The sequence below is a fragment of the Bradyrhizobium sp. BR2003 genome, from assembly GCF_009720285.1.
Classification (GTDB): domain Bacteria; phylum Pseudomonadota; class Alphaproteobacteria; order Rhizobiales; family Xanthobacteraceae; genus Bradyrhizobium; species Bradyrhizobium elkanii.
The window spans coordinates 1-18,081 of sequence record NZ_SMYJ01000034.1 but is presented as its reverse complement, the minus strand read 5'-3'; the positions used below and the strand labels follow the sequence as shown (position 1 = coordinate 18,081).

The 18,081-nt window shown below is 64.5% G+C and carries 17 protein-coding genes and 1 pseudogene; 12 read left to right on the top strand and 6 right to left on the bottom strand.

Features of this window, described 5'->3' with window-relative positions; translation table 11 throughout:
- The 5 genes from E2I15_RS28595 to E2I15_RS28575 all read left to right on the top strand — a co-directional run bounded on the left by E2I15_RS28595 (nucleotide 1) and on the right by E2I15_RS28575 (nucleotide 5,403).
- Nucleotides 1-732 (top strand): ABC transporter ATP-binding protein, encoded by a 732-nt coding sequence (locus tag E2I15_RS28595; RefSeq protein ID WP_137476247.1) that lies wholly within the window; start codon nucleotides 1-3, stop codon nucleotides 730-732.
- Nucleotides 719-1,417, top strand: coding sequence for an ABC transporter ATP-binding protein (locus tag E2I15_RS28590; protein ID WP_137476246.1), 699 nt, complete (start codon nucleotides 719-721; stop codon nucleotides 1,415-1,417). The genes E2I15_RS28595 and E2I15_RS28590 overlap by 14 nt, the downstream gene beginning before the upstream one ends.
- 16 nt (nucleotides 1,418-1,433) lie before the next feature.
- The gene (locus E2I15_RS28585) at nucleotides 1,434-2,300 is read left to right on the top strand and encodes a branched-chain amino acid ABC transporter permease (protein ID WP_057017060.1); all 867 of its coding nucleotides are present in this window, start codon (nucleotides 1,434-1,436) and stop codon (nucleotides 2,298-2,300) included.
- Entirely contained in the window at nucleotides 2,300-3,325 is a 1,026-nt protein-coding gene (locus E2I15_RS28580) for a branched-chain amino acid ABC transporter permease (RefSeq protein ID WP_155262617.1), read from the top strand. Before E2I15_RS28585 ends, E2I15_RS28580 begins: the two co-directional genes overlap by 1 nt.
- A gap of 65 nt (nucleotides 3,326-3,390) precedes the next feature.
- On the top strand, nucleotides 3,391-5,403 hold the full coding sequence (locus tag E2I15_RS28575; protein WP_137476244.1) for a copper amine oxidase: 2,013 nt from the start codon (nucleotides 3,391-3,393) through the stop codon (nucleotides 5,401-5,403).
- A gap of 86 nt (nucleotides 5,404-5,489) precedes the next feature.
- Here E2I15_RS28575 and E2I15_RS28570 read toward each other — a convergent pair whose 3' ends face one another.
- Entirely contained in the window at nucleotides 5,490-6,230 is a 741-nt protein-coding gene (locus tag E2I15_RS28570) for a class I SAM-dependent methyltransferase (RefSeq protein WP_137476243.1), read from the bottom strand.
- Between the two features lie 32 nt (nucleotides 6,231-6,262).
- On the bottom strand, nucleotides 6,263-7,468 hold the full coding sequence (locus tag E2I15_RS28565; protein ID WP_137476242.1) for a glycoside hydrolase family 71/99 protein: 1,206 nt from the start codon (nucleotides 7,466-7,468) through the stop codon (nucleotides 6,263-6,265).
- A gap of 688 nt (nucleotides 7,469-8,156) precedes the next feature.
- On the opposite strand from E2I15_RS28565, the gene E2I15_RS28560 reads away from it, so the two are divergent.
- A complete protein-coding gene (locus tag E2I15_RS28560; RefSeq protein ID WP_155262616.1) occupies nucleotides 8,157-8,441 on the top strand; it encodes a hypothetical protein in 285 nt (94 codons plus the stop codon).
- On the opposite strand, the gene E2I15_RS28555 is transcribed toward E2I15_RS28560, so the two are convergent.
- The 3 genes from E2I15_RS28555 to E2I15_RS28545 all read right to left on the bottom strand — a co-directional run bounded on the left by E2I15_RS28555 (nucleotide 8,427) and on the right by E2I15_RS28545 (nucleotide 11,823).
- Nucleotides 8,427-9,779, bottom strand: a complete 1,353-nt coding sequence (locus tag E2I15_RS28555) for an aminotransferase class III-fold pyridoxal phosphate-dependent enzyme (protein ID WP_137476240.1) — start codon at nucleotides 9,777-9,779, stop codon at nucleotides 8,427-8,429. The two genes, E2I15_RS28560 and E2I15_RS28555, sit on opposite strands and share 15 nt — an antisense overlap.
- 119 nt (nucleotides 9,780-9,898) lie before the next feature.
- Complete coding sequence (locus E2I15_RS28550; RefSeq protein ID WP_137476238.1) at nucleotides 9,899-10,564, bottom strand: HAD family hydrolase; 666 nt, start codon at nucleotides 10,562-10,564, stop codon at nucleotides 9,899-9,901.
- The gene (locus E2I15_RS28545; protein ID WP_137476237.1) at nucleotides 10,561-11,823 is read right to left on the bottom strand and encodes a Tm-1-like ATP-binding domain-containing protein; all 1,263 of its coding nucleotides are present in this window, start codon (nucleotides 11,821-11,823) and stop codon (nucleotides 10,561-10,563) included. The genes E2I15_RS28550 and E2I15_RS28545 overlap by 4 nt, the downstream gene beginning before the upstream one ends.
- A gap of 217 nt (nucleotides 11,824-12,040) precedes the next feature.
- Between E2I15_RS28545 and E2I15_RS28540 the strand changes: the two genes are divergently transcribed.
- From E2I15_RS28540 to E2I15_RS28520, 5 genes are all read left to right on the top strand, one after another.
- A complete protein-coding gene (locus E2I15_RS28540; RefSeq protein WP_137476236.1) occupies nucleotides 12,041-13,525 on the top strand; it encodes an aldehyde dehydrogenase in 1,485 nt (494 codons plus the stop codon).
- Nucleotides 13,522-14,910 carry a transaminase gene (locus E2I15_RS28535; RefSeq protein WP_137476235.1) on the top strand — a complete coding sequence of 463 codons (1,389 nt, stop codon included), beginning with the start codon at nucleotides 13,522-13,524 and terminating at the stop codon, nucleotides 14,908-14,910. Before E2I15_RS28540 ends, E2I15_RS28535 begins: the two co-directional genes overlap by 4 nt.
- On the top strand, nucleotides 14,910-15,707 hold the full coding sequence (locus tag E2I15_RS28530) for an SDR family oxidoreductase (protein WP_137476234.1): 798 nt from the start codon (nucleotides 14,910-14,912) through the stop codon (nucleotides 15,705-15,707). The genes E2I15_RS28535 and E2I15_RS28530 overlap by 1 nt, the downstream gene beginning before the upstream one ends.
- 53 nt (nucleotides 15,708-15,760) lie before the next feature.
- Entirely contained in the window at nucleotides 15,761-16,531 is a 771-nt protein-coding gene (locus E2I15_RS28525; RefSeq protein WP_137476233.1) for an SDR family NAD(P)-dependent oxidoreductase, read from the top strand.
- 97 nt (nucleotides 16,532-16,628) lie between these two features.
- The gene (locus E2I15_RS28520) at nucleotides 16,629-16,892 is read left to right on the top strand and encodes a hypothetical protein (protein WP_076826182.1); all 264 of its coding nucleotides are present in this window, start codon (nucleotides 16,629-16,631) and stop codon (nucleotides 16,890-16,892) included.
- Between the two features lie 60 nt (nucleotides 16,893-16,952).
- On the opposite strand, the gene E2I15_RS28515 is transcribed toward E2I15_RS28520, so the two are convergent.
- Nucleotides 16,953-17,327 (bottom strand): hypothetical protein, encoded by a 375-nt coding sequence (locus E2I15_RS28515; protein WP_016845748.1) that lies wholly within the window; start codon nucleotides 17,325-17,327, stop codon nucleotides 16,953-16,955.
- A 327-nt stretch (nucleotides 17,328-17,654) separates the two neighbouring features.
- Here E2I15_RS28515 and E2I15_RS28510 point away from each other — a divergent pair.
- Nucleotides 17,655-18,081: pseudogene (locus tag E2I15_RS28510) on the top strand (hypothetical protein); the annotation flags it as partial.

Below are 18,081 nucleotides of genomic sequence, written 5' to 3'. Positions count from 1 at the left end.
ATGGCACCGATTCTGCGCGTCAGCGGGCTGTCCAAGCGCTTTGGCGAGATCGTGGTCGCAGACAATGTCAGCTTCGCGCTGGCGCGCGGCGAGTGCCTCGGCGTGATCGGCCCGAACGGCGCCGGCAAGAGCTCGCTGCTGAACCTGATCGTCGGCCTGCTCACGGCCGACGGCGGTTCGATCATGCTCGACGACAAGGAGATCACCGCGCTGCCGCCGTATCGCCGGGCGCGAATGGGGCTCGGGCGGGCGTTCCAGATTCCGCAGCCGTTCCCGCATCTGTCGGTCTACGAGAATGCGCTGGTCGCGGCATCCTATGGCGCCGGCCTCACCGGCGAGGCGGCATCGAGCTGGACGATGCAGGTGCTGCAGCGCACCGGGCTCGACGCCAAGGCCGACAAGCTCGCCGGCGCCTTGCCGCTGATCGACCGCAAGCGGCTGGAATTCGCCAAGGCGCTGGCCTCGAAGCCGAAGCTGATCCTGCTCGACGAGATCGCCGCCGGGCTGACCGAGCCCGAGGTCGAGCGCCTTGTTGCCATCATCCAGGGCGTGAAAGCGGACCATGCCATGATCTGGATCGAGCATATTCCGCACGCGCTGCGCGCGGTGTCGGATCGCATCCTGGTGCTCGACTTTGGCCGCAAGGTGCTGGAGGGGCCGCCGGCCGAGGTGATGGACAGCGCGGTGGTGCGCGAGATCTACATGGGATTGAAGGCCGATGGCGTTGCTTGATGTGAACGGCCTGCAGATCTTCTACGGCGATCTGCAAGCCGTGTTCGACATGAATTTCACCGTCGCGGACGGCGAGGCGGTGGCGCTGGTCGGCGCCAACGGCGCCGGCAAGTCGACGTTCCTGAAGGCGCTGGTCGGTCTCAATGAGGAGCGGCGAGGGACGGTGGAGTTCGACGGCATCGACGTCTCGCAGATGCCGGCCGAAGAGGTGTCGCGGCTCGGCCTCATCATGGTGCCCGAGGGCCGCCTGCTGTTCGACTCGCTGACGATCGAGGAGAACCTGCTGATGGGCAGCGTCAACCGGCGCAAAGGGAGCTGGACCCTGCGGCGGGTGTTCGACCTGTTCCCGATCCTCGAGGAGCGGCGGCGGATGTTTCCCGGCCAGCTCTCCGGCGGCCAGCAGCAGATGGCGGCGATCGGCCGCGCGTTGATGTCGAATCCGCGGCTCCTCTTGTGCGACGAGATCTCGCTCGGGCTCGCCCCCGTCGTGGTCGAGCAGATCTATCGCTCCTTTGCCGACATCCGCCGCGAGGGTACCGCCGTCGTGCTGGTCGAGCAGGACGTCAAGCGCGCGCTCGCGACCTCGGAGCGGATCTATTGCCTGTTGAAGGGGCGCGTGTCGCTGACCGGGCCGGCGCAAGGCTTGCAGCCGGAGCAGCTGACGCACGCTTATTTCGGTAACTAGCCAGGATTGGCACGACATGATCTGGGTTGAGACATTGATCAACGGGGCTCTGCTCGGCGGGCTCTATGGGCTGCTCGGTATCGGGCTCGCGCTGGTGTTCGGCGTGATGCGCGTGGTCAACATCGCCCATGGCGAGTTCATGGTGCTGAGCGCGTTCTGCGCCGTGCTGCTCGCCAATCTGTTTCCGCAGGTCTCGCCGCTGTTGATGCTGATCCCGGTGATCGCGCTGTCCTTTGCGGTCGGCTGGCTCTACCAGGCCGCCATCGTCAACCGCGTCGTGACGTCGCCCGATCCGCTCTCGCCGCTGCTCTTGACCTTCGGCGTCTCGGTGATCCTGCGCAACGTCATGGTCGAGGTGTTCGGCGCCGACGTGCGCAGCCTCCAGGTCGGCGAGCTGTCGCGCGCGAGCCTCGAGATTGCTGGTCTCAATATCGGCATCATGCCGCTGCTGACGCTGGTGCTCGCCGCGTTGCTGTTCATGGCGCTGCAACTCGTGCTGCGTCATACCGAGTTCGGCCGGATCGTGCGCGCCACCGCCGACCGCCGCGATATCGTCCGGCTGTCCGGGGTCAAGCCCGACCGGGTCTATAACTATGTCATGGGCCTGTCGCTCGCGCTCGGCGCGATAGGCGGCGTGCTGCTCGCGGTGCGCTCGAGCTTCACGCCGTTCTCGGGCGCCGAGCGGCTGCTGATCGCCTTCGAGGTCGTGGTGCTCGGCGGGCTTGGCTCGTTCTGGGGCGCGCTGCTCGGCGGCATCGCGCTCGGCATGGCGCAATTGATCGGGCTGAAAATCGATCCGAATGCCGGGCTGCTTTACGCGCACCTGTTGTTCTTCATCATGCTGCTGATCCGCCCGTCGGGTCTCGTGTCGAGCAGGGTGTGATGGCGATGCCGACACGGACCATTCTTGCCGCCTCTGCCATCGTGCTCGTCGCGCTGATTGCCGGCGCGCCCTTCGTGCTGAACGAGGGTTTTCTGCGGCTCGCGACCGAGTGCCTGCTCTTGCTGACGATGGCGCAGATGTGGAACTTGCTGGCGGGCTATGCCGGGCTGGTGTCGCTCGGCCACCAGGTCTTCATCGCCTTCGGCGCCTATGCGCTGTTCCTGACCTCGGGCTGGCTCGAGGTCACGCCGATCTGGGTGCTGCCGGTGGCGCCGCTGGTGGCGGGTGCCGTTGCGGCGATCATCGCCTTTCCGCTGTTTCGTTTGCGCGACGCCTATTTCTCGATCGCGATGTGGGTGTTCGCCGAGATCATCGGCGCGTTCACGATGAAGTCGCAGGCCGTCGGCGGCACGTCGGGCGTGCCGCTCGCGACCAGCAAGCTGATCGATTTCGACTGGTTCGAGCCGACGATGTTCTGGCTGGCCGGCGGCCTGGCGCTCGTCACTATCGCGGCGCTGTACAGGATGATGACGTCGAGCTTCGGGCTCGGGCTGATGAGCGTACGCGACAATGATCTTGCCGCGATGAGCGTCGGCGTCGACGTCCGGCACAATCGTTTCGTCGCCTTCGTGCTCTCGGCGGCAGGATGCGGGCTGGCCGGCGCGCTCAGCTTCATGGGTAATCTGTTCATCGCGCCGCTGGCGGCCTTCGACGTCAACTGGTCCGTCTACATGATGTTCATCGTGATCATCGGCGGTATCGGAACCCTGGAAGGCCCGATCCTCGGCGTCATCATCTTCTTCGGCCTGCGCGAATTGATGACTGGACCGCTCGGCCTGTCCGGCGGCTGGTATCTGGTCGGGCTCGGCATCATCGCCGTCGTCTTGATGATCGTGGCGCCGCGCGGCATCTGGCCGGCCTTGCGCGATCGCATCGGCGTGCGGCTGCTCGATGTCCACCGCGCCGCGCCACGCCCGGCCGCGGCCGCGATCCTGCCGGCGGCGTCGGAACAGGTTACCGGATGAGGCGGGCCTTCACGTCGCCGCCGTTGCTTGTATTCTGACGGTTCTGGCTTTGAGTGGAGGGCGGAATGGCTCTGATATCCGGGCATGGCGTATGGGCAGTGGCCGGTCTGATGGTAGCGACATTGGCGGCGCCCCTGCCGGCGCAGGCCGAGCGCCGGATGTGGCCGCAGGCGGCCGCAACGCATCCGATGGACGGGCTCACCACCGACGAAATCCGTTCGGTCTCCGATATCCTTCGCAGCGCCGGCAAGCTCGACAATACGGCGCGGATCGTCTCGATGTCGGTCGAGGAGGATCCCAAGGACGAGGTGCGGGCGTGGAAGCCCGGACAGCCATTCACGCGCCGGGCCAGCGCCACGCTGTTGAGCGGCGGGAATCTCTACGAGGCCCATATCGATCTCGCCGCGCGGAGCCTGCTCGGCTGGCAGGAAGTCAGGGATCATGAGGCCGCATTGACCATCGACGAGCTGATCTCCGCCGGCGACCTGCCGAAGCAGGACCCGCGCTGGATCGCCGCGATGGCCAAGCGCGGCATCACCGATTTCCGCAACGTGATGTGTCTGCCGCTGACCGTCGGACCGGTGAGCGACCCGGCCCTGAGGGGGCGCCGCCTGCTCAACGTTCCCTGTGTCGACACCACGGGCGCCGCCAACAACCTCTGGGGCAAGCCGATCGAGAACCTGTTCGCCCAGGTCGATCTCAAGAGCAAGACGGTGCTGTCGGTGACCGATCTCGGCGTGGTGCCGCCACCGCCGCAGACGCCCTCGCACGCCTATGCCGACTCCGGAACATATCGCAAGCCGCCGAAGCCGATCGAGATCACCGCGCCCGAAGGCAGCAATGTGAAGGTGGAGGGCGGCCAGGTCCGCTGGGACAACTGGTCGTTCCATGTCCGTCTCGAGCCGCGCGTCGGCGCCGTGCTGTCGCTGATCCGCTACGATGACCACGGCACGCTCCGCGACATCGCCTACCAGATCTCTGCGAGCGAGATGTTCGTGCCCTATATGGATCCTGCGCCGACCTGGTCGTTCCGCGCCTATATGGATATCGGCGAGTACGGTTTTGGCGTGCTCTCCAGCGAATTGCAGCGCGGCGTGGATTGTCCCGAAGGCGCGCATTATCTCGACCTGACGATCTCGGACACCAAGGGCGCGCCGGTCGTTTCCAAGGGCGCGGTCTGCATCTTCGAGCGCCCGACCGGCGATCCGATCTGGCGCCACAGCGAGCTGATCAACAACACCGCCGAGGTGCGGCCGAACAACGAGCTGGTGGTGCGGATGGCGCCGGTGGTCGGCAATTACGACTATCTGGTGGACTACGTGTTCGACCGTGCCGGCAATATCGACGTGCGGCTCGGCGCCTACGGCATCGATGCGACCAAGGGCGTCGCGAGCAAGACACTGAGCGACCCGACGGCTGCGCAGGATACCGCCTTTGGGACGCTGGTCGACGAACGGCTGCTCGCGGTCAATCACGATCACTACATGACGTTCCGGATCGACATGGACGTCGACGGCACCTCGAACCGGCTGGTCGAGGATCGCTTCAATGTCCGCCGGCTGGAGCAGGGCCAGCGCAAGAGCCTTTGGCAGGTCGACACCAGGCCGGTTGCGACCGAAGGGCCGATCACGATGCCGCTGAACGCGGCGCAGTTCAGGATCGAGAGCACGGGCAAGACCAACGGCCGCGGCTATCGCACGAGCTATCAGTTGATGCCCGGCCACTCCGACGTCTCGCTGCTCGCCAAGGACGATCCGATCCAGCTGCGCGCCGGTTTCAGTGCCTACACGCTGTGGACCTCGGCCTACGCCAAGGACGAGCGTTACGCTGCGGGCATGTATCCGAACGGAAACCCCGAGGTCGACGGCCTGCCGAAATGGACCGCGGCGAAGCGGCCGATCGAGGACCGCGATCTCGTGCTGTGGTATACGGTCGGCTTCCGCCACGTGCCGCGCGCCGAGGATTGGCCTGTTATGCCGGGCCTGTGGCACGGCTTCCGGCTGCGTCCGTTCAACTTCTTTGATCGCAATCCCGCGCTCGACGTGCCGCCTGTCGCCACGGTCGGGGAAACGAAATGAGGGGGCCTGCGCGCCGCCGGCATTGGTGATCCCTTTGACGGGTCACCAATGTTGGGTGCACCCGAGATGCATGTGAGACGCCGTCTCTACAGGGCGGGGGTCCATCTGTTGCGATGACGGTAGAGCTTTGACAGGCTGAAATTGCCGACTTCCTGGCTACCCTTGCGAAAAATCGCGATCGCCTTTTGAACACTCATTTCCGATATGATGTCAGGCCTGCTTCCGCAGAGCATGACGAGCTCGAAAATCAGGTTGGTGAGCGCCGGCATGTCGGTCCATTGCTGCGTCTGATATGGCTCCTCCCAATGAGCCCAGGCCCAATCCTCGATCAGATAAAGACCCTCACTCTTGAGATAGTGGAACGACGCCTCAAAGCTTGCTCGGGAGAGCTCGTATTGATGCGAGGCATCATCGATGATCATATCGATTCGTTGTCCAGGGAATTCCTTCCTGATGACGTCCTGGACACGCGCGGTGTCACCCTGCGATGTATTGTAGTAAAGCTTTACACGATCCGTCAGACCGTGGTCCCGTATCAGGCCAAGCACCGCCGGGCTCGCAGGCCTGATGTCGATACCGACGAATTTGATGCGTTCTTCGATTGCAGCGAGCAGCAAAGCCGAGCCGCCTTCGAAGATACCAAATTCCAGGATATTGGTTACCTCGTTCTCGCGAATGAGGCTCTTGTACCGATCGATCATCCCGCGGTTCTTGATGATCGCTACGGTGTCTTTCGTCGTCCTGGCGTCGTTGAAGTTCTGCCTAATTATATTAAACTTCATGTTGTTGACCACGAAGTTGTTCTCATCACTCCAGACTTCATCCATTGGAACCCCCTGTCGCTATAGGATCGTCGCTGTCATTTGCCCCGCGGTGAGCAGAGCCTCTCTCGCCAGATGAGCGGTGTTTCGTCGCCTTCCTCTGAAGGCCCTTCGCGCAATTCCTCGCTGGCAACCTGCATGCCCGGCGGACATGGCCACGCAGTTGTCATCGAGTCATCGGCGGATTTGCACCCAGCACTTGCCGTTGTAGTCGATATGGATGACGAAGCAACGGCGCAGGCCTTCGGGTCAATCCGGGTCGGCCACACGAGCTTGAAGGGCGGAATTGTCGGATGCCGACCCGTCGCACTGGCTATCACCTTGAGCCGTCGTACGCCCTCTGACAACGTTGGCTGAATCCAGCCACCTTCCGAACTTTCGTTCCAGGCATAAATCACGACGCTCTGGAAGCGACCGTTGCGCGGATTGCTGGCCGCCTCGCTGATCGCACCGCGGATCTGCCGCGTCCATTCCTCATCGGTGGCGGGCTGGCACCAATCAGGATTCGGCTTGCGAGTTTTCTTTTCCTGCGGATCACGCAACGCCGGACGATAATCCCACCCGAGCGTAACGGTTGGCAGGAAGCCTCCCGTGCCATCCTTGGCTTCCGCGTGCCATGCGCTCTGCGCAAGGGCGGCGCAACTTGCATAGGGCAGGGACTTTCCATTCGACCCAAGGGCGGTGGCATATGTGCTGGTCGCGTCAAATCCGATCCTGTGAGCCACGGGTCCTGTTTCTGGCAAGTTGAAGAGCAAGGCGACCAGATAGAGATTTTGGCCCGTCGCGGCCTTGACACGATCCCTGATGTCTTTGAGGGCTGCCTTTGCGCTGTCCTCGCCCCCGAGGCCTTTCAGCCATGGAGTCATGGTATTCACCAGGAAGAACACGGGCGCCGAGCCGTCGTTCGTGCGCATGTAGTCGGGCCCGCGCACTGCCTTGGTGATCGCATCGCTGACCATTGGCACGTCACGGGAAGGAAATGACAGGTTGAAATTCAACGCGTATTTGATACCGAGCTTGTTGGGAAGGCGAACGAAATTCTCCATGGCGCGATTGAGCGCCACGGCACGCTTTGGATCACGCCCCCAGGCGGAACTCTCCAGGTAGTAGCCGAAGATGAAGTAATCCAGGCCTGCGGACTTCGCATAATGGACGTCCGCATTGAGTGCCCTTTCGGTGTTTCCGGGAAAGCCCAATTGCCCATTCGGCAGGCGCTCTGCGTAATATGGGGTGCGCTCCCGCAATCCGGGGTCAGCCAGGACCTGCCCATAGGGACTGTCGAGACTCCAATTGTCCCACCTGATAGCACCCAATGTGACCTTGGCTGATGACGCTGACGCCACGGTGGAAGGTTTGCTTTTGCTCACCTGAGCGGTGACAGGGCACGAGGAGACTGCCGTCGCAAGCACAATAAGTAGGCGTATCGACCAGTGTACGGCTATCGGCATCATCGCTGTCCCTGAGTCCCAAGCTGCAATCATGCGGCTCGCATTCATTCAAGGAGCAACTGAGGGCGCTTATGTGGCGGCAGGTTGCAATCGTGATGTTCTGCATGTGGCGTGACTTCGGCGTGATATTACTATCCTGGGTTGTGTTCAGTGAGGTCGGATTCTCGCGTGCAAGTATCGTGCATGCGATACATCTCACCTCGATGTGGAACTCCCTTTGCCAATGATCATGGCATGCGACGGCCGCCGGAGCGCGATCAGTGGAACTTGACGCGCCTTGCGCGCCGTTCGCTGAATTTCTCCGCTGGCGTCAAGAAGGCTTGCCCAAAGTGGGACCGAATTGGGCGTCGATACCCGGTCAAGCTTGATCGCCGGTTGACACGGTTGCGCACAAGCTTCAGCATCGCTGCGCTGTCAACCTCGATGGCGAATGCCAGGACATCAAATGGGCGGTCGCGTGCATTGCATCGGTACAACGGCCCCCGTGCTGCTGCTGTTGTTGGCGATCGGGCAGGCTGCGCGAAGTGCGACAGCTTCGCCCGAAAGCAGTGTTGACGATGCGTCCTTGCTCTATCTGAGCAGTAGTGACTGGGAACGACAGTCCGCGCCGCGCAGGGTCGCGCTGGCGGCCGACTTCATGCGCATCTTCTGCACCGATCAGACGATGTCGGCCGCATCGCTGGCCGATTGCCTCGACCGCGACAAGGCTGACGGTGCGCTGTTCGAGCGTGCCATGACTTGTGTGAGTGCGCTGTCAGGAAGCCGCTGAGAGCCCGGCGTCGATTCCTTCGGCGATCCGCCTCACGTCGGCCGGCGTCAGGATCAGGGGCGGCGACAGGATCAGGTTGTTGCCGGAGACGCGCAGCATCACGCCGGCGTCGTAGGCGGCATCGGCAACCTTCGCCATCGTCTTCTTGTCGGCGGGCTTCTTGCTGTCGCGATCGGCGACCAGTTCGAGCGCGGCCATCAGGCCCTTGCCCCTGACGTCGCCGACCAGCGCGTGCTTCGCCTTGAGCGCGGCCAGCGCCCGTGCGAGCTCCTCGCCGCGCGCGGCGGCATTCTCGTCAAGCTTGAGGCGACGGGTCTCGGCGAGCGCCGCGAGGCCCGCGGCGCAGCCGACCGGATGGCCGGAATAGGTATAGCCATGTCCGATCGAGCCGAACGTGGTCGTGTCGGCCTCGAAGGCCTCCGCAACCTGCTCGCCGATCAGCGTCGCACCGAGCGGGAAATAGCCCGAGGTGATCGCCTTGGCCATCGTCATCATGTCGGGGTTCACGCCCCAGAGCCGCGAACCCGACCACGCGCCGGTGCGTCCGAAACCGGTGACGACCTCGTCCGCGATCATCAGGATGCCGTGACGGTCGCAGATCTCACGCGCCAGCTTCATGAAGCTGTCCGGCGGCACGATCACGCCGCCGGCCCCCAGCACGGGCTCCATGATGAAGGCCGCGATGGTGTCGGCGCCCTGGAACGCGATCTCCTCCTCCATCGCCGCTGCACACAGCTGCGCGAGTTTTGCGGGATCGGTCTCGTTGAAGGGATTGCGATAGGTCGATGGCGCGGGGATGTGGAACACGCCGGGCAGCATCGGCTCATAGTTACGACGGAAATTGGCGTTGCCATTGACGGAGGCGCCGCCGAAATGAGTGCCGTGGTAGCCCTTCTTCAGCGCCAGGAACTTGGTGCGATCGGCCTGACCCTTGATCTTCCAGTATTGCCGCGCGAGCCGCAGTGCGGTCTCGACCGAGTCCGATCCGCCCGAGGTGAAGAAGGTGCGCACCATGCCTTCCGGCTTGAACCATTCGGTGAGCTCGTAGGCGAGCTCGATCGAGGGGCCACTCGAGGTGCCGCGGAAGCCAGAATAATACGGCAGGGCGCTGAGCTGGTCCGCGATCGCCTGCTTGATCGGATCGCAGCTGTAGCCGAGATTGACATTCCACAATCCGCCGACCGCATCGATCACGGTCTTGCCGTCGATATCGGTGACTTCAACGCCTTTGCCCTTCATGACGATCCGCGGCGGCTGCGCCCGCATTTCGGCGGGATGGGCCATCGGGTGCCAGATCGGCTTGGCGTTGTTCTCAACCAGGAAATTTCTGTCGCGCATGATCGCTCTCTGTCCGGCTAGAGCCTTTTCCGTTCCGACGGAATCGGAACGGGGCTCCAGATTTTGGTTTTGACGCGTTTTCTTCACACGAACTGGTTCCCACTTCGCTCGAAAACGTTTTAGTCGAATTGCAGCCCGAAATGCCGCAGCGCCTCGCTGTAGGACGCGGCCGGATTGCGCACATCGAACAGCACCGTGCGCATGTTGCATGCGGCGGCGCCTGCGATGTTGCGGCGCTGGTCGTCGACGAAGACGCAATTGTCTGCGTCCAGCGCCAGTTCGTCCAGCACGCTTTGATAGGCGCGGGGATCGGGTTTAAGGATTCCGGTATGCGTGGCATCGACGATGGTGTCGAAGCGCTTGAGGATGGAAAGACGGCTGCGGAAATCGGCGCCGTAGAACAGGTCGAGTTCGTTCGAGAGGATGGCGAGCCGGAACCCGGCATCGGCGACGAGGGTGATCGCGCGCGCTGCCTCGGGGCGGATCACGGTGTCGGGATCGGCGCCGCGCGCGCGTTTCACGAAGGTCTCCATGTCGCGCCAGTCCTCGCCGACCAGGCGCCCGACCTCGCGGCTGCGGGTCAGCCAGTAGTCGCGCTCGGAGATCTCGCCACTCTGCATGGAAGTCCAGAGCGGATCGCCGTCGGGCGCGAACGGTCCGAGCCATTTCAGTGTGCACGGGGCGAGCCCGAGCGTACGCTCGGTCAGGTCATGGGTCTCGAACAATGTCTTCGAGATCACCCCGCCGAAGTCGAGCACCAGCGCCTGGGCAAGCGGCCTCCTCATGCGGCAGCCGTGGTGCGGCCGCGAGGGACAATGCCGGCAGCGACCCATCGGTCGAAGATGCCGAGCACCGTTTCGTTGAATACGGTGCTGTTGATGTGATCCTTGATCTCGTGCAGCTCGACCGGCGCCTTGATCGCCGATCGCATGGCGTCGACGAAGGCGGCGAGGGCGTCGGAATCGTGCAAGGCTTCGCCTTCGCGATCCCATTGCTGGATGCCGCCGGCGGGCAGCACGAAGGCAACCGGAGCGCTAGCCTGGGACAGTTTCTCGGCAATCGCGCGGGCGATCCGTCGGCGATCAGTGGATCCCGACGTTGCCGACGCAAGCAGCCGGTTATGCGCGTGGAATGGACGATCCGACAGCTCGTTCGGAACCCCAAGCCATGCCGGGAAGTCGACCATGTCGATCGCCCCCGGCGCGACGATCTGCGGAATGCCGGCTCTGCCCGCATTCTCCAGCCTGTCAGCGCCGGAATTGACCACCGAGCCGGTGAGTTGGTTGGCGACCTCCTGCAAGCTGAGGTCCAGCACCGCGGCAAAGCCACCTTGCGCGGCGATCGATTCCATCGCGCGGCCGCCCATGCCGGTGGTGTGGAAGACGACCACCTCGTAGCCCCGCCGTTCGAGCTGCGGCTTGAGCTCGACCATGTAGCGCAGGCAGCTCTTGCCGAGCGAGGTGATCGCAACAACCGGCCGGTCCTTGCGCGGCTTGATTGCGCTTCTGGCGGCGCCGACGATCGCGCCGCAGGCTTGCGACAGCACGGCGGTGCAGGTGCCGTTGAGGCCGTAAAGGCCGCCGGCCCACAGGATCATCATCAGATCGGCGGCGACGCGCTCGGGCGGGATCAGATGCGAGAAGGCGACGGTCGAGACGATCAGCTTCGGCAGGCCGAGCGGCAGCGCCTGCGCGACGTCGAGCGCAAGGTCGGTGCCCATCGTGCCGCCGATCGCGATGACGCCGTCGATGGCATCGCGCTCCGCGAGCGCGCGCGCCAGATTGGCGGCGCCGACCGCCATCAGCGACATCGCGGAATTCTCGTCGCCGCTCGATGCGATCGCCTCGATCGTGGTCTGTGCGGCGGCCGCGACCGCGTGCTTGTCATGGGCCGCCTGGTACGGCGGATCGCCGAGCACACTGATGTCCATCATGATGGTTCGGCCACCGGCGCGCGCGATGCACTCGCTCATGAACAGCAGTTCGTCGGCCTTGGTGTCTCCCGTTCCGATCAGGAGAATGCGGGGCTGCGTCATCTCAGGCATGACCTTCGGCTCGCCGGCAGGCGTAAGGGAGGGTGACAACCGGTTTGCATAACGCAGGCGGAGCGCTCGGCCATCGTGCGATCACGCTATGGGGACGGGCCTTGCCGTGACATCCACCTATCGGTTGATTGCTGCCAAAGCCTTGATTTGGCGAGGATTGCGCCGTGTCAGCGGTCTTGCTCGGAAGCCGCTTTTGTCATCGTCATAATGATCTCGCATGCAGCAAGCCCAGATCGATCGACTACGCGCGGCGGTCATTCCGGCCCAGCAGCTCTTCATCGGCGGCCGGCCGGCGCCCGCGATCAGCGAGGCACGGCTTGATGTCGTGTCGCCGATCGACGGTCAGCTATTGACCAGCATAGCTGACGGCGACGTGGCCGATGTCGACGCCGCAGTGAGACATGCGCGGCAGGCCTTCGAGCAGGGCAGCTGGTCGCGCGCGGCGCCGGCGCAGCGCAAGAAGGTGTTGCTGCGATTTGCCGACCTCGTCGAGCGGCACGCGCTCGAGATTGCGGTGCTCGGCGTGCGCGACAACGGCACCGAGATCAGCATGGCCTACAAGGCCGAACCGCTCTCGGCCGCCGGCACCATCCGTTACTACGCCGAGGCGATCGACAAGGTCTATGGCGAGATCGCGCCGACCTCAGGCGATGTGCTCGGGCTCGTGCATCGCGAGCCGCTTGGTGTCGTCGGTGTGATCGTGCCGTGGAATTTCCCGCTGATGATCGGGGTGTGGAAGATCGGCCCGGCGCTTGCCGCCGGAAATTCGGTCGTGGTCAAGCCGCCAGAGCTCGCGTCGCTGACGCTGCTGCGGCTTGCCGAGCTCGCGGCCGAGGCGGGGTTACCCGATGGCGTGCTCGACGTCGTCACCGGCCGCGGCGCATCCGCCGGCGAGGCGCTTGCGCTGCACATGGATGTCGATGTGCTCGCCTTCACCGGATCGGGTGCGGTGGGCCGGCGTCTCCTGGAATGCTCGGCGCGATCGAACCTGAAGCGTGTCCATCTCGAGCTTGGCGGCAAGTCGCCCAACATCGTGTTCGCCGATGCTCCCGACATCAGGCATGCGGCCAAGGTCTCGGCGAGCGGGATCTTCAGAAACTCCGGCCAGGTCTGCGTGGCCGGATCGCGGCTGCTGGTGCAGTCCTCGATCTACGATCGCTTCATGGCCGAGTTGCTCGACGCCACCGCCAAGCTCCGCGTCGGCGATCCCCTCGAATTGACCTCGGATATCGGCGCCATCTCGAGCAAAGCACAGTTGCGCAAGAACCTGGACGCCGTTGCTCACGCGGAAGCGCAGGGCGCGACGCGGCTGGTCGGCGGCGAGCAGATCCGCGTCGAGAGCGGCGGCAACTTCATGGCGCCTGCGATCCTCACCGAGGTGACGCCGACAATGCAGGTCTGGCGCGAGGAGGTGTTCGGCCCGGTGCTGGCAGTGACGCGGTTCGAGGGTGAGGAAGATGCCATAGCGCTCGCCAATGCGACCCCCTATGGGCTTGCGTCGGCGGTGTGGACCGCAAGTCTGTCGACGGCGCATCGCATGGTGCGCGCCATCAAGGCCGGCGTCGTGCACGTCAACGCCTATGGCGGCGCCGACATCACGGTGCCCCTTGGCGGCTTCAAGCAATCCGGTTTCGGACGCGACAAGTCGTTGCACGCCCTCGACGCCTATACCGACCTCAAGACCGCCTGGATCGCGCTATGACGGCCGCAACTGCCGAACGCGCCGGCGTTCTGAACCGACTGCTCGATGCCGAGCAGGAGCGCTTTCGCGTGCTGCACCCGCGATCGGCCGCGGCCTGGCAGGAGGGAAGGCTGCACTACCTCTACGGCGGCCCGTCGCACTGGATGCGGCGCTGGGCCGGCGGCTTCCCTGTCTATGCCGAGGAGGCGCAGGGTGCGCATATCAGGGACATCGACGGCCGCGACTACATCGATTTCTGCCTTGGCGACACCGGCGGCATGTGCGGCCACGCGCCCGAGGCGGTGACCGAGGCTGCGCTCGGTCAGCTCAAGCGTGGCGCGACCATGATGCTGCCGACGGAAGACAGCCTTTGGGTGGGCGCCGAATTGTCTCGCCGCTTCGGTCCGAAATACTGGACACTGACGACGTCGGCGACCGACGCCAACCGCGCCGCGATCCGCATCTCGCGCATGATCACCGGCCGGCGCAAGGTGCTGGTGTTCTCCGGCTGCTATCACGGCGGCGTCGAGGAGGCGCATGTCGAGATCCGCGACGGCCGCGTCGGCCTGCGCAACATGATCCACCCCAACGGCATCGATCATGATGCCATGAGCCGGGTCGTCGAATTCAACGATGTCGCCGGGCTGGAGGCCGCGCTTGCGCATGGCGACGTCGCCTGCGTGCTGACCGAGCCGCTGATGACGAATTTCGGCATGATCCCGGTCGATCCCGGTTTTCACCGGGCGTTGCGTGACCTGACGCGCCGCGCCGGCGCCGTCCTCATCATCGACGAGACCCACACGCTGTCCTGCGGGCCGGGCGGCTATACCGAGAGCCATGGGCTCGAGCCCGATATTTTCGTCGCGGGCAAGGCGATCGCGGGTGGCATCCCCGCCGGCGTGTTTGGTCTCAGCCACGAGATCGCGGAGCGGCTCTGGAAGATCGTCCCCCACGTCAATCCGCGCGAACGGCAGTCGGCGCATCTTGGATTCGGCGGCACGCTCGCCGGCAACGCGCTGACGGTCGCGACCATGCGCGCGGTGCTGGAGAAGGTGCTGACCTCTGCGAACTACGAGCGGATGATCGGGACCGCGAGCTGGCTTGCGCAGGAAGCTCGCCGCCTGATCGCGTCGGCCGGTCTGCCCTGGCACGTCACGCAGATCGGCGCGCGCGCCGAGATCATGTTCATGCCGCAGCCGCCACGCAGCGGCGCCGACGTCATTGCCGGCCGGCAACCCGATCTCGAGACCCTGCTGCATGCGTTCTACATCAACGAGGGCATTCTGGTGACCCCGTTCCACACCATGCTGCTGATGTGTCCGGCGACGTCGGCGCGCGACGTCGACACACACTCGGCGGTGTTGGCGCGTTTCATCGACTTGCTGCGCGGCGCGGGAGCGATCTGATGCAGGCGCCTCCGTTCAATCTTGACGGCCGGGTTGCCATCGTCACCGGCGGCGGCAGGGGGATCGGCGCCGCCATCGCCAGACGGCTCGCAGAGGCCGGCACGACCGTGGTGATCGCCAACCGGACGCTTGATGTGGCCGAGACGCTGGCGCGCGAACTTGTGGTCGAAGGACGGTCAGCGCATTGCGTCCCGTTCGACGGGCTCGATCGCGGCAGCTTGCGGGCTCTGGTTGACAGTGTGGCCGCGAGATATGGCCGGCTCGATATCGTCGTGCACAATGCCGGCGGCTGTCCGTGGTCATCGCTTGAAGAGCTTGATGAAGCGAAACTCGAGGAAACGCTGGCGCTGAACCTCAGCGCCAGCATCTGGCTCGCACAGGCCGCAATTCCGCACATGCGTGCCGTCAGGTTCGGGCGCATCCTCGTGACGTCCTCGGTTTCCGCGCGCGTCGCGATGGGCGGCGGCGCGCATTATTCGGCGGCGAAAGCCGGCGTCAACGCATTCATCCGCGGCGCCGCCTTCGAGCTCGCGCGCGACGGTATCACGGTCAACGGCGTCGAGGCCGGCTTCATCGAGAAGCCCGGCCGCGGCACCATGAGCGCGCCGGAGAACAGGGCGAAGCTCGAGCGCTTTATCCCGATGGGGCACATGGGCAGCGCCGACGACATCGCCTGCGCGATGCTCTATCTCGCCTCCTCCGAGGCCAAATACGTTACCGGGCAGACCATCGTCGTCGACGGCGGCTCGACGCTGCCGGAAACCGGATTTGCCGTCGAACGGCAGTGGGGAGTCTAGATGGGCAAGGTCTTCTCGGAAAACCGGTTTCCACTTTTTCGGATCATGCCCTGATGCCGCGGCTCGACGGAAAGACGGCGCTGGTGACCGGCGCAGCCACGGGGATCGGCCGGGCGACGGCGGCGCTGCTGGCGTCGAGCGGCGCGCGCGTCGTGCTGTTCGGCCTTGGCGACGACGACCTGCGGGCCGCAGCAATGGAGTGCGGCGGGCAGGCGATCCATGGCGACGTCACAAAGCCTGACGACATCGCCAAGGCCGTCACCGCCTGCGGGGCGTGGCTCGACATCGTGGTCAACGCCGCCGGCCTGATCGTGCCGGATCAGCCCGCCAGCGTCTCCGACGAGGTCTGGGCCAAAACGCTCGACGTGAACCTCACGGGGACGATGCGCGTCTGTCGCGCGTCCCTGCCGCTGCTCCGGCAGCGCGGCGGCGCGATCGTGAACGTCGCCTCGGTTGCCGCGTTCAATGCCAGCCCGGATAGCGCAAGCTACGCCGCCAGCAAGGCGGCCGTCGTCGCCTACACGCGCTCCCTGGCCTACGCGCACGGCGTCGACGGCATCCGCGCCAATGCGGTGGCGCCAGGCTGGGTGCGCACGCCGATGAGCGCCCATGAAATGCAGCTGCTCGCCGACCAGAACGGCACCACTGCCGATGTCGAGATTCGCGGCGTCGAACGACGCATTGCCCTCGGACGAATGGCCGAGCCCGCCGAGATCGCTGCGTGCTGCCTGTTCCTGGCCTCCGACGAGGCGTCCTTCGTGACCGGCGCGGTGCTGGTCGCCGATGGCGGCGGCCGCGCGCCGACGCAGAATCGCGCCGTCTAGAACAGTCGGCGAGCCGGTCACGAGGCGGGCGGCACCTTGATAAGGACCGGCGGATTTGGCACTCTCGCGCGGTCACGTCATTCGATCGAGGGGCGTTATGAACAAGTCATTTTCCGTGATCATTGCCGCCGCCGCTTCCATCGTCGTTCTGTCTTCGACGGCGGCGCGGTGCGGCGACTACTATCCGTTTGGCGATCCGCCGTACCGGCTGGACTACGTGCAAGAGCCCCAGATCGTATCGGGCTGCTGGAAATGGAATTGGCAGCTGTACCAGTGGCAGGACTACTGCCCGGTCTACGTCAATCCGAAGGCGTATATGTTCTCGCGCTCGTCGCGCGTCGTGCTCCGCACCAAGGGGTGAGGAGTTCGGCCGCTTGAGGTGCTCTGCGTCACGCCCATCGGAGCGACGCAGAGCGCGAACTCAGGAATGCGCGATGGTGCACGCCACCTGGTGACGCTTGCCGAAGTTGAGCAGCGCGTTCTCCCGGAAGCCGTCCAGCCAGACGCCGCGGCCCGCATAGCGATAGCCGACGCCCATCGGAACGTGCCGCACATGGATGCCGCCACGGCCGGTGAGCAGGGAGGCCGTGACCACTTCGCCCTCGACCGACACAGCGCGGGGGCACAGCGGATATTGATGGCCGTTCTCGCAGGTGAAGACGATCTCGGTGCAGGTGCCGACCGGTGCTTTTGTGACCAGACCAAGGTCCGCTGCCGCCGCTGGCCCGGAGTTGCCGAACAGCGTTGCGCCCAAGGCCAAAATGCCTGCGACCGTGTAGCCAAATCGAATACGCATCAGTGCCCCCTCGTCCAGCGATAGGCTAAGTAATTGAGGAAAATATCTCGCGCTAAATGAGCAAAAAAAACCTCTAAGGTCAAACCTCTCTGCCCAGTGCGGTGCGGGGAGATCGGCCGGCACTATTGCGAATGGCGCGTCAGGTGTTGCAAGTTTGCTGCAGTGAGTCTGAATTCGGCTGCAAGCTGGCCGGTAGCGTTAATGCACCTTTACTGGCCACAATTCGCCCTGCAAGTGGTGTGATGTATTGAGTCGTGTTCCGGAGATTGCTTCAATGAGCTGACCGGATCGCATCACGAACGCATTCGGACGACATCGGGGGTGGGAATGGACTTCCGTGGTGGCATCGCACGTTCGCTACTGACCCTGATGATTGTCTCACTGCCTGCGCTGGCAGCTCATGCGCAGACTCAAGCTCCTCAACCGGCGAACGGCCGGGCCGCGGCAGCAGCGCCGGCTCAGGGCGATCAAGCCTTTTCTGGCCCGAGCTTCCGCAAAGGTCTGTGGCGCTTCGTGCGAACGCTCGATGTGGTCAGGACCGCCAACAAGAACTTCAAGTATCGGATGGTTAACGCGGAGACGACGCGCTGCGTCGACCCGACCCACGCCATGAAGGCGACCTTTGCCTCGGGACCGATCGGAAGCTGCGTCTCGGACAAGCCGGAGAAGGTCGGTAATCAATACACCTTCGGACGCCGCTGCGACTACATGGGGACGGTCAGCACCGTCATCACCGTGCGCAGCGACGAGGCCT